The following is an 11,432-nucleotide window of genomic DNA, read 5'->3' as shown; positions in this document are numbered from 1 at the left end:
GAACCAGGACATCCGGTGCTGCAGGGAGTGGTGCTCCTGTCGGCCCTGGGGTTCGTGGTGATCAGCTTCGCCGTCGACCTCGCCACGCCCCTGATCGACCCGCGGCAGCGGGCGGGCGGCCCGCGCCGCCCGGTCGCGCCCGTCCGTCCCACTGCCCAGAAGGTGCCCGTATGACCGCTCCCATGATCGCGGAGACGTCGGTCGAGACGTCGGGTGCCCCGCCCGCGCCGTCCGCCCCGGCGCCCGTCTCCGCATCCCGTCCGCGACGGCGTTCGCGCGCCTGGGGGCTGTACCTCGCGTTCGCGGTCGTCGCCGTGGCGGTGCTGTGGGCGGTGATCCCGGGGGTCTTCGCGCCGGGCGATCCGCTGACCGGCGTGCCCGCCGACAAGCTCCTGCCGCCGAGCGCCGCGCACTGGTTCGGGACCGACGCCCTCGGCCGCGACCTCTTCGGCCGGGTCGTGCATGGCGCGGTGCACTCCCTGTCGGGTGCGCTCATCGCCGTGACGGTAGGCCTCGCGCTCGGCACGCTCCTCGGAGCCGTCGCCGGCGCGACCGGCGGTGTCGTGGACGACGTGCTGATGCGGATCGTCGACGTGCTCCTGGCCATCCCCGGGCTGCTGCTGTCGCTCTCCGTCATCATCCTGCTCGGCTTCGGAACGGTGAACGCGGCGATCGCCGTGGGACTCGGCAGCGTCGCCGCCTTCGCCCGGCTCATGCGCGCCGAGGTGGCGCGGGTGCGCCGCACCGAGTACGTCGAGGCGGCGTACGGCAGCGGCGGCACCTTCGTCGCCGTGCTGCGCCGGCATGTGCTCCCGAACGCCCTCACCCGATCATCGCGCTCGCCGCGCTGCAGTTCGGCACGGCCATCCTCGCCATCTCCACCCTCGGCTTCCTCGGCTACGGCGCGCCGCCGCCCACCCCCGAGTGGGGCCTGCTGATCGCCGAGGGGCGCAACTACATCGCGACCGCCTGGTGGCTCACGGCGCTCCCCGGCCTCGTGGTGGTCGCCGTCGTGCTCAGCGCCAATCGCATCAGCCACCGGCTCGGAAGGAGCGCCCGATGACCGCGCCCACCCCCGTCCTCACCGCGACGGACCTGCGGGTCTCGTACGCCGCCCGCGAGGTCGTGCACGGCCTCTCCTTCGCCATCGCGGAGGGGGAGACCCTCGCCCTCGTCGGCGAGTCGGGCTCCGGCAAATCCACCACGGCGCACGCCCTCCTCGGCCTGCTGCCGGAGGGCGGACGGGTCGAGGGCGGGCGCGTCCGGCTCGGGGACCTCGACATCTCCGGATGGTCGGATCGGGCGTTCCGCGGCATCCGCGGCTCGGAGATCGGGCTGGTCCCGCAGGATCGACGACCTCGCTCGACCCGGTGCGCCCCGTCGGCGTGCAGGTCGCCGAGGTGCTGCGTCTGCACGGGCATCGCGACCGTCGTTCCGGAACGCCCGCGTGCTCGAGCTGCTCGACCGCGTCGGGCTGGACGACCCCGATCTGCGCGCGCGACAGTATCCGCACGAGCTCTCCGGCGGGATGCGGCAGCGGGTGCTCATCGCGGCCGCGATCGCCCTCCGCCCTCGGCTGCTCATCGCGGACGAGCCCACCAGCGCCCTCGACGCCACGGTGCAGCGCCGGGTGCTGGATCTGCTGGACGAGCTGCAGCGCGAGGACGGCACGAGCATCCTCCTCGTGACGCACGACGTCGGCGTCGCCGCGGACCGGGCGGCGCGGATCGCGGTGCTGAAGGACGGCCGGATCGTGGAGCAGGGGCCGAGTGCGCAGGTGCTCGCGGAGCCGGAAGACCCGTACACGAGGCAGCTGCTCGCCGACGCGCCCGCCTTCACGACCGGCTTCCGGCGTCCGGACGCGCCGCCGTTCCTCCGGGACGCCGCGGCAGTGGCCGCCGAGAAGCCCTACGAGATCGTGGCTGCTGGCCTCGTCAAGGAGTTCCGGGTCGCGGGTCGTGAGCGCTTCCGGGCGGTCGACGACGTCTCCTTCCGGGTGCGGCGCGGGACGACCCATGCGCTGGTCGGCGAGTCCGGATCGGGCAAGTCCACGACAGCGCGCCTGGTCACGCGCTTCCTCCGTCCGGACGCCGGGACCGTGGAGCTCGCGGGGGAGGACGCGACGGCCGTCGAGGGGGCGCGACTGCGTGCGCTGCGCCGACGGATCCAGCTCGTGTACCAGAACCCCTTCGCCTCCCTGGATCCACGGCAGCAGATCGCCGACATCGTGGCCGAGCCGCTGCACAACTTCCGCATCGGCGGCCGGTCGGAGCGTCGGGATCGTGCGGTCGCCCTGCTCGAGCGCGTGGCGCTGCCGGCGGATGCGGCCCGTCGCACGCCGAGCGAGCTCTCCGGCGGGCAGCGGCAGCGGGTCGCGATCGCTCGGGCGCTCGCCGTCGACCCCGAGATCCTCGTGCTCGACGAGGCGGTGTCGGCGCTCGACGTGACGGTGCAGGCGCGCATCCTCGAACTGCTCTCCGCGCTCCAGGCCGAGCTCGGACTCACCTACCTCTTCATCTCGCACGACCTCGCGGTGGTGCGCCGCATCAGCCACACCGTCTCCGTGATGCACCGCGGGCGCGTCGTGGAGGAGGGGCCGACCGAGGAGCTGTTCCACGACCCGCAGCACGAGAACACCCGGGAGCTGCTGGCCGCGGTCCCCGGCCGAACGGAGATCCTCGCATGAGCGCCCCCACCCCTCGCCCCACCGTCGCATTCTTCACCCGGCTCCTGGACGATGCGTCTCCGAACGACCGCTACCGCCTCGCCCTGGCGCAGATCCAGCACGCCGAACGGCACGGCGTGGGGAGGGCCTGGGTGGCACAGCATCATTTCCGGGCGGCGGAAGGCGGGCTGCCCTCGCCGCTCGTCTTCCTCGCGCACGCGGCGGCACGCACCTCGGGGATCCGGCTCGGCACCGGGATCATCACCCTTCCCCTCGAAGACCCGGTCCGGGTGGCCGAGGACGCCGTGGTGGCCGACCTGCTCGCGGACGGGCGGATCGACCTCGGGCTCGGCAGCGGCGGCACCCCGTCGTCCTTCACGCCCTTCGGGGAGGACGTGCGCGACAAGGGGCCCACCTACGACCGCAAGCTGGGCGTGCTGCTCGACGCTCTCCAGGGCCGCGACGTCGGTGCGGGGAACACGCTGTATCCGGACGCGGGGTCGCTGGCCGCGCGGATCTGGCAGGCGACGTTCTCGGCACCCGGCGGTCATCGAGCAGGCGTCCACGGTCATGGACTGCTGCTGTCCCGCACGCAGCCCCGCCCCGGCGAACGTCTGCACGCCCCGCTGTCCGCCCTGCAGGACCCGATCATCGACGCCTACCTCGACGCGCTCCCCGCCGGCGCGACGCCGCGGATCACCGCCTCCCGCACCGTGTTCGTGGCGGACGACCGCGCCGAGGCGCTCCGGTTCGCCGAGGTCGGTCTACGGCGGGCGGCCGAGGGCTTCCGGCGGCAGGGCCAGACGATCCCCGGCGACGGCATCGACGACCTCATCGCCGCTCTCGACACGCACCTCGGCACCCCGGAGGAGGTCGCCGCCTCGCTCGCCGCCGACACCACGCTGCACCGCGCGACCGAGGTGGCGTTCCAGGTGCACTCGGTCGACGCGCCGCACGCCCACGTTCTGCGCTCGATCGAGCTGTTCGCGACGGAGGTCGCCCCGGCCCTCGGCTACGCGCTCACGCCGCCGGATCCCGAGACCACCCACACGCCCGAGAACACCCCCACCGTGAAGGAGAACGCATGACCGCCGACATCGTCGACCAGCTGACGGGGGTGACGCGGGAGCTGGATGCGCTGCGTCGTCGCCGTCCCGTGACCAGGGAGCAGCTCCAGGCGAGCTTCGACGCGCTCTTCCACCCGGTATCCGCGGAGCATGTGTCTCTCGCAGAGCGCGCGCTCATCGCGGCGTTCGCGACCGCGCTCGCCGGTGCCGACGACCCCACGGCGGCGTTCTACGCCCGGAGGGCCCGCGAGATCGACCCGGAGCGCGCCGCGATCGTCGCCCGGGAGGCCGGAGCCGCCGCGACCACGGGACCATTCGGCGCCTACACCGAGCGCGGGCTGGAGGCCGAGAGTACCGACGGCACTCGCTACCTCCCGGATGAAGCGGCATCGGCTGCCGTGGGGGAGCGTCTCGCGACCGCTCTCGCGCACACGCACCTGCTGGTGTTCCGTCCCCGCGAGGCATCCGGTGCCGACCTCGGCCGCCTGCACGACGCCGGCTGGTCGACGGACGGCATCGTGACGCTGTCGCAGCTCGTGTCCTTCCTCGCCTTCCAGCAGTGGGTCGTCACCGGCCTCCGCGTGCTTCAGGAGGCCGGACTCACCGCCGCCGACACAGCGACCGCGACCGCCACCGACACCGACACCGAGGAGGAGGCCGCATGACCGCCGCCGACACCGTGCTCCGCCACGACGCCGCCCCCTATCCGCACGCCTTCACGCGCGCCGAGGTCGGCTGGACACCCCACCTCGCGCCCCTGGCGGAGGAGGATCTGACCCCGCGGCACCTCGACGGCCTCGTCGACGCCGCCCGGGCGAAGAACGAGTACTTCCGGCTGCTCGCCCGCGACCCCGAGGTGCTGCGCGCGCGCACCCTCGTCGACAAGGACATCTTCTACAACGCCGCGGAGGGCCTCCCACGGGCGGAACGGGAGCTGGCGGCCACCGCCGCCTCGCGCCGCAACGGCTGCGTGTTCTGCGCCTCCGTGCACTCCCGGTTCGCGGCGCACCACAGCAAGCGGCCGGAGGACGTCGACGCGCTGCTCGCCGAGGGCGTGGACGCGGATCTCGGGGAGCGCTGGAACGCGATCGTCGCGGCAGCGGTCGCGCTGACCGACACGCCTCGCGCGTTCGGTCCCGCGCACATCGCGCGCCTCCGTGCGGCCGGACTGGACGACCTGGAGATCGCGGACGTCGTGCACGGCGCGGCCTTCTTCAATTGGGCGAACCGGCTGATGCTCTCGCTCGGCCGCCCCGTCGCGCCCGCCTGACCGACAGGGAGGTCGTCGCCGGATGCGCTACCGTCGCATCATGACAAGCCGTCTGCGGCGCCGAAGCCTCCCTGTCGTTGGCTTCGTCGCTGCGGCCGCCATGTTCGTCGGGTGCGCGCCGAGCATCGAGAACCTCGTGCGGGTGAGCCTCGCGGATTCCATCGAAGACGCGCAGGACAGCATGTGGGAGCACCGCGGCAAGATCGTCACGGACCCGGAAGTGACCATCGCCGAACTCTCCCTCGCCTCCGACCTCCGAGACGGAACCGACGAGCTCGACGGCAACCCGCTCAAGCTCCTCGACCTCGACAAGAGGGACGACAGCACCACCCTGACACTCCTCGCACTCGGTGACGCGCAAACGGGCGGTGGCTGGTGGTACGAGCAGCGCCAGGGGGCGGTGTGCTTCACCCTGACCTTTCCGCGAGGCGAAGAGATCGTGGAGACAGGCCCCGCGGACTGCCCGGACATCCCGGAACTGGACGGCATCGAGGACGTCGTCCCGCTCGAAGAACTCGATGTCAGAATCACCGCCACCAAGGCCGACTACCCTGACTCGGTGTGCCAGTGCTACAGCGGCAGTGAGTGCGACTGCCCCGGAGGCTAGGCGATCGGGTCGGAGCCCGTCGTGGCCGCAACCCCGCTCCGGTGCCACCCTGATCCCTCAGGGAACGAGGATGATCTTCCCCGAGGCGGCGCCGGTCTCCATGAGCTCATGGGCCCGCGCCGCCTCGGCGAGGGGCAGCTCCGGTGCTCCGAGCAGAAGCACTACGATCCGAATGTGACGTCTCAGAACCAGCTCGACGCCGGGGTGCCTGGTTCACCACGCCAGGTGGCCGCGGCCGAGACCGAACGGCATTGGCTCCTGTTGGCGGCGCAAGTCTTCCTCACCGGCTTGACCACGTATGTCGCGATAGCGATCTGGTCGACCACCGCGGCCGGGTACACAGAGGGCTTGCAGATCGTCGGATTCGCGGTCCTCTCCACTCCGCTTACGATCCTGGCGTTCCTGATCGGGCTGCCTCTGCGTATCGTGCCGAGGGCACGTCGGTGGTGGGTTCGATACGCGGGGTGGTTCTTCGCCTTGTTCGGAATCGCTGCGGGCGGCATGCTTCTGTCCTACGTCGTCGGCGATGCAGGACCGGTTCGCTATGCCCAGAGTGGATGGCCTGTGAGTGACGGCTATGCACCGGACGCGCGACTCTTCGCGCCATCCCTTGCTGTGCTGGCGTTCGCGACCATGCATCTTCGCCTCCCACCGCGCCGGAAGCCGAAAGCCGCCTGACCGATCAGTGTCTCCTGGCCGCGGCAGAACCCGCCGAACGCCGCGTGCGGGGTGACGCCCGACGCTGTCAGGGTTGGGGTCAGGGGACGAGGATGATCTTCCCCGAGGCGGCGCCGGTCTCCATGAGTTCATGGGCCCGTGCCGCCTCGGCGAGGGGCAGCTCCGGGCCGAGCTCGATGGTGAAGTCGCCCGCGGCCAGGAGGTCCACGGTCTTCTGCAGCGCCTCGGCGCGCCACTCCAGCTCCTGCGGCTGTGAGCGGCTCGGGGGACCCGCCGGAGAACGCCCGGATGCCGAAGTCGGCGGCGTCGGGACCGCGGACGATGGTCGCGATGCGGTCGCGGTCCGCGACCAGGGCGAGGGAGGTCTCGATGGCCTCGTCGGTGCCCGCACAGTCCAGGACGACGGTCAAGGGGGAGGGGGCCGCCGCGCGGACGCGGTCGAGCAGGCCGTCGCCGTAGGCCACGGGGATCGCGCCGAGCTCGCGGAGCTGGTCGTGCCGGGCGGGGCTCGCGGTGGCGATCACCGTCGCGCCCCAGGCGACCGCGAACTGCACGGCGGCCTGGCCGACCGAGCCGGATCCTGCGTGCACGAGGAGCACGTCGTCGGCCGTCACGGCGAGCGAGCGGAGGGACTGGTAGGCGGTGCCGGCCGGGATGCCGATCGCCGCACCCTCGGCCGCGGTGACGGCGTCCGGGAGCTTCACGAGCTTGTCGACCTCGACCGCGATGGCGGAGGCGTAGGTCCCGAGCGTGTCGCGGATCGCGACGCGGTCGCCGACCTCGAACCCGTCGACGCCCTCGCCCAGCACCTCGATCACCCCGGCACCGTCGAATCCGACCGGACGCGGTTCGGTGATCGGCGCAGACGGGCGCTTGCCGCCACGGAGCTTCGCGTCGATGGGGTTGGCACCGGCCGCCTCGATGCGCACCAGCGCCTCGCCGCGGACGGGCACGGGGTCAGGCACCTCCATCAGGTGGAGGACAGCGGGGGATCCGAACTCGGTGTAGACGATCGCGCGGGCCATGCCCTCAGGCTACCCGGCGGGGGTCACTTCCCCGCGAGCGCCTTGGTGATCCGCTGCGGCGACACCGGCTGCGCGGTGCCGAGACGCTGAGCGAAGACGCTGACCCGGTACTCCTCCAGCAGCCAGCGCACCTCGACGATCGCGGGGGGAGCGTCGGGCGCGAGGGGGATCGTGCCGCCGGCGTCCGCGAACAGCACCGCCATCCGCTCGAACTCCGTCATCCGTGCGCGGTCCTTGCCCGGCTCGTTCGCCAAGGTCTTCAACCGGTCGATCATGCCGTCGAGGTACCGGGGGAAGTGGGCGAGCCGGTCGACACCCGCGGCCGCGACGAAGCCGGGGTGCAGCAGTCCGGAGAGCTGGGTGCGGATGTCGTTCAGCGGGCCGAGCAGCGCCAGCGAGTTCTGGGACTTGATGCCGCGCTCCACCTCCCGCGCCTTCGTGAGGATGCGGGCGACGAGGGAGACGCAGGCGAAGAGCTCGTCGACGAGCACGGCGGACACGGCGTCGCGGACCCGGGCGAACTCGGCCTCGGTGCGCACGACGCCACGGTCCTGGCCGTCGGCGCCGGTCGACGCGTCGATCACGCGACGGGCGACGGCGGCTCGGCAGTCCTCGATGAGCGCGGCCGCCGACGGATAGGGCGAGGCGGCGAGGGCGAGCTTCTCCTGGCTGGTGAGGTGCTGCTGCACGTACGAGGACGGCGAGGGCACCGCGAGCAGGACGAGACGGAGCACGCCGTCGCGCGTGGCGGCGGCCGCGGCGTCCGGAGTCGCCTCGACCCGCACCGACACGCTCTTGCCGGCATCGACGATCGCCGGATACCCGCGGACGACGCCGCCCGCGACCTTGGTGTCGATGACCGCCGGGAGGTCGCCGAACGTCCACGCCGTCAGCCCGGTCTGCTCGACCGGAGCCGCGGCCACGCGCTCCGCCCCGCGCGGCCCCGGTGCCTCCGCACGCCCGGGGCGGGCGATGGAGCGGGCGACGCTGCTGCGCGCGCGGTCGGAGAGCTCGGCCTGCAGCGCCCGGAGATCACGCCCTGACCCGACCACCCGTCCCCGCTCGTCCACGGCGCGGAAGTTCATGCGCAGGTGCGCCGGCACCCGCTCGTCATCGAAGTCCGCGGCCGTCACCACCTGGTTCGCGAGCGGCTGCACGAGCCGCGCGAGCGCTTCCTTGAGGGTGCGCGGGGGGAGGCCGCCGTGCACCTCCGGACCCTCGTCGGCCAGCGCCGCCCCGAACTTCTCCGCCCAGTCGGCGGCGGGGACGACGTGGCGGCGGATGGCCTTGGGCAGCGCGCGCAGGAGTCCGGTGACGAGCTCGGCGCGGAGCCCCGGCACCTGCCAGTCGAAGCCGCGATCCTCGATCTGGGCGAGCAGCGGTAGCGGCAGCACGACGCTCACGCCGTCATCGGGGGCACCCGGCTCGAACCGGTACGCGAGGCCGAGCACCTGGTCGCCCTGCGTCCACCGGGTCGGGAACTCGCGCTGGTCGGCGCGGTCCTCGTCGTCGATGAGGTCGCTCTCGCGCATCACGAGCAGCTTCGGCGTCGTCGTCAGCGCCTCGCGCCACCACCTCTCGAACGACCGCACGTCGAACACCTCGGCGGGGATGCGCTCGTCGTAGAACCGGAAGACGGCCTCGTCGCCGGCCAGGATGTCGCGGCGCCGCTCACGCTCCTCGAGCTTCTCCAGGCGGCGGCGGAGCTCGGCGTTGCTGCGCCAGAACGCGCTGACCCGTTTGTCGATCCGGGACGGGTCCCACTCGCCCTCGACGAGCGCATGACGGACGAAGAGCTCGCGCGAGGCGGCCCGGTCGATGCGGGCGAACTGCACGCGCCGGCGCGGGATGATCTCGACCCCGAACAGCGTGACCTTCTCGAACGCCACCGCGGCTCCGGCGTCCTTGGACCAGTGCGGCTCGGTGACCTGACGCTTCGCGAGGTCGCCGGCGAGGGGCTCGGCCCAGGCGGGGTCGATGGCGGCGACGGTGCGGGCGAAGGTGCGGGAGGTCTCCACGATCTCGGCCGCCATGACCGCCCGGGGGCTCTTCTTGCGCAGCCCCGAGCCCGGGAAGATCGAGAACCGGATACCCCGCGCGCCTCGGTACTCCGTGATCCGGCGGCGGGCGTCCTTCGCGGGAGAGTGGGCCTTCCCCGCGGGGGCGGTGCGCTCGTCGAGGACGCCGATCTGCGACAGCAGGCCGGACAGCAGCGCGCGGTGGATGGCATCCGGATCGGCCGCGCCACTCGGCTCCGCCCCGCGATCGGGGCTCTTGACGAGCGTCCGGAGCTGCCGATGCACGTCGAACCACTCGCGGACCCGCACGTAGTTGAGGTGCTCGCTGCGGCACAGGCGCCGGAACGCGCTGGAGCCGAGCTCCCGCTGCTGTTCGCGCAGGTGGTTCCAGAGGTTCAGGAGGGTGAGGAAGTCGCTCGTCGGGTCCACGAAGCGCGCGTGCAGCCGGTCGGCCTCCTCGCGCCGCTCCTCCGGTCGCTCCCGCACGTCCTGGATGGACAGCCCCGCGACGATCGCGAGCACGTCCCGCAGCACCGCCCCCTGGGTCCCTGAGCCTGTCGAAGGGCCTGACCCCCGCTGGGTCCCTGAGCTTGTCGAAGGGCCTGACCCCCGCTGGGTCCCTGAGCTTGTCGAAGGGCCTGACCCCCGCTGGGTCCCTGAGCCCGTCGAAGGGCCGGCCTCGATGAGCATCCGCGCGAACCGGGGGTCCATCGGCATCCGGGCGATGTCCCGCCCGATGCGGGTGAGCCGGGGACCGTCGTCCGGTCCCTGAGCCTGTCGAAGGGCGCCGAGCTCGGTGAGCAGGTCGAACGCCGCCTTCACGCCCGGGAGTCGGGCGGGGTGAGGAAGGGGAACGCGGTGATGTCGCCGAAGCCGAGCGCGAGCATCTGCAGGATGACGGACGCGAGCGAGGTGCGCAGGATCTCGGGTTCGGTGAATTCGGGACGCCGCGCGTAGTCCTCCTCGGAGTACAGGCGGATGGCGATGCCGTCGCTCGTGCGGCCGGCGCGACCGGAGCGCTGGTTCGCCGAGGCCTGCGAGATGGCCTCGATGGGGAGCCGCTGCACCTTCGAGCGGTTGCTGTACCGGGAGATGCGGGCCGTGCCGGTGTCGATGACGTACTTGATGCCGGGCACCGTGAGGCTCGTCTCGGCCACGTTCGTCGCGAGCACCACGCGGCGACGGACGCCGGCCACGGTGCTGCGCTCGAACACCCGGTGCTGCTCCGCGGCGGAGAGCCGGCCGAACAGGGGGAGGACCTCGGTGGGAGAACGGTCCTTGGCGTAGGCGGCGCGCACCGCGTCAGCCGCGTCCCGGATCTCCGCTTCGCCCGGCAGGAACACGAGCACGTCGCCCGGGGCATCCCGGTCGAGCTCGCGGAGCGCCGTGACGATCGCGCTCACCTCGTCCTCCGGCTCGCCGGCGGCGTCCTGCTCCGCGTCCTCGTCGACGAGCGGGCGATAGCGGATCTCGACGGGATAGGTGCGCCCCGACACCTCGATGACCGGAGCGGGGGTGCCGTCGGCCGCGGCGAAGTGCCGCGCGAAGCTCGCCGGGTCGATCGTGGCGGAGGTGATGATCACCTTCAGGTCCGGGCGCTCCGGGAGGATGCGGGCGAGGTAGCCGAGCAGGAAGTCGACGTTGAGGGACCGCTCGTGCGCCTCGTCGATGATGATCGTGTCGTAGCGCGTCAGCAGGCGGTCTCGGTGGATCTCGTTGAGGAGGATCCCGTCGGTCATCAGGGCGATGCGCGTCTCGTCGGAGACCTTGTCGGTGAAGCGCACCTTGTAGCCGACGAGCGTGCCGAGCTCGACCCGCAGCTCCTCGGCCACGCGCTCCGCGATCGTGCGGGCGGCCAGCCGCCGGGGCTGGGTGTGGGCGATGCGCTCGCGGCCCAGTTCCAGCGCGATCTTCGGCAGCTGCGTGGTCTTCCCCGATCCGGTCGCGCCGGCGACGATGACGACCTGGTGGTCCCGGATGGCATCGGCGATCTCGTCCCTGGCGGCGCTGACGGGCAGCTCCGGGGGATAGGAGATCACAGGGAGGACATAGCCCTCCATCGTATGCCGGGATGCACACCGGCGCCGCCGCGATCGCCGCAT

Annotated in this window: 8 protein-coding genes and 5 pseudogenes; 9 read left to right on the top strand and 4 right to left on the bottom strand. The window is 72.5% G+C overall.

The features are described from left to right. The first annotated feature begins 170 nt into the window (after positions 1-170). From AB1285_RS19135 to AB1285_RS19100, 8 genes and pseudogenes are all read left to right on the top strand, one after another. Positions 171-1,063 (top strand): annotated as a pseudogene (locus AB1285_RS19135) (ABC transporter permease). After that, positions 1,060-1,296, top strand: a pseudogene (locus AB1285_RS19130) (ATP-binding cassette domain-containing protein); the annotation flags it as partial. The pseudogenes AB1285_RS19135 and AB1285_RS19130, both read left to right, overlap by 4 nt. Next, positions 1,235-1,645, top strand: a pseudogene (locus AB1285_RS19125) (ATP-binding cassette domain-containing protein); the annotation flags it as partial. The pseudogenes AB1285_RS19130 and AB1285_RS19125, both read left to right, overlap by 62 nt. Beyond that, positions 1,619-2,686 (top strand): ABC transporter ATP-binding protein, encoded by a 1,068-nt coding sequence (locus AB1285_RS19120; protein WP_429977659.1) that lies wholly within the window; start codon positions 1,619-1,621, stop codon positions 2,684-2,686. The pseudogene AB1285_RS19125 and the gene AB1285_RS19120, both read left to right, overlap by 27 nt. Beyond that, positions 2,683-3,753, top strand: coding sequence for a putative FMN-dependent luciferase-like monooxygenase (locus AB1285_RS19115; RefSeq protein ID WP_370428434.1), 1,071 nt, complete (start codon positions 2,683-2,685; stop codon positions 3,751-3,753). Before AB1285_RS19120 ends, AB1285_RS19115 begins: the two co-directional genes overlap by 4 nt. After that, positions 3,750-4,397: a CMD domain protein gene (locus tag AB1285_RS19110; RefSeq protein ID WP_370428435.1), complete on the top strand. Its 648-nt coding sequence runs from the start codon at positions 3,750-3,752 to the stop codon at positions 4,395-4,397. The genes AB1285_RS19115 and AB1285_RS19110 overlap by 4 nt, the downstream gene beginning before the upstream one ends. Then, a complete protein-coding gene (locus AB1285_RS19105; RefSeq protein ID WP_370428436.1) occupies positions 4,394-5,002 on the top strand; it encodes an alkylhydroperoxidase domain protein in 609 nt (202 codons plus the stop codon). Before AB1285_RS19110 ends, AB1285_RS19105 begins: the two co-directional genes overlap by 4 nt. 40 nt (positions 5,003-5,042) lie before the next feature. Beyond that, positions 5,043-5,609, top strand: coding sequence for a hypothetical protein (locus tag AB1285_RS19100; protein ID WP_370428437.1), 567 nt, complete (start codon positions 5,043-5,045; stop codon positions 5,607-5,609). A gap of 57 nt (positions 5,610-5,666) precedes the next feature. On the opposite strand, the gene AB1285_RS19095 is transcribed toward AB1285_RS19100, so the two are convergent. Beyond that, positions 5,667-5,771: a zinc-binding dehydrogenase gene (locus tag AB1285_RS19095; RefSeq protein WP_280565730.1), complete on the bottom strand. Its 105-nt coding sequence runs from the start codon at positions 5,769-5,771 to the stop codon at positions 5,667-5,669. Between the two features lie 12 nt (positions 5,772-5,783). On the opposite strand from AB1285_RS19095, the gene AB1285_RS19090 reads away from it, so the two are divergent. Then, on the top strand, positions 5,784-6,287 hold the full coding sequence (locus AB1285_RS19090; RefSeq protein WP_363447090.1) for a hypothetical protein: 504 nt from the start codon (positions 5,784-5,786) through the stop codon (positions 6,285-6,287). A gap of 79 nt (positions 6,288-6,366) precedes the next feature. Here the strand turns inward: AB1285_RS19090 and AB1285_RS19085 are convergent, their stop codons facing one another. From AB1285_RS19085 to hrpA, 3 genes and pseudogenes are all read right to left on the bottom strand, one after another. Continuing rightward, entirely contained in the window at positions 6,367-6,495 is a 129-nt protein-coding gene (locus AB1285_RS19085; protein ID WP_429977658.1) for a zinc-binding dehydrogenase, read from the bottom strand. A 169-nt stretch (positions 6,496-6,664) separates the two neighbouring features. Further along, positions 6,665-7,258: pseudogene (locus AB1285_RS19080) on the bottom strand (NADP-dependent oxidoreductase); the annotation flags it as partial. A 77-nt stretch (positions 7,259-7,335) separates the two neighbouring features. Next, a pseudogene (gene hrpA / locus AB1285_RS19075) lies at positions 7,336-11,390 on the bottom strand (ATP-dependent RNA helicase HrpA). Positions 11,391-11,432 lie beyond the last annotated feature (42 nt).

It is taken from the genome of Microbacterium sp. NRRL B-14842 (assembly GCF_050470785.1).
Note: the sequence above shows the minus strand (reverse complement) of the source record. Positions and strands in the feature narration are given on the sequence as shown.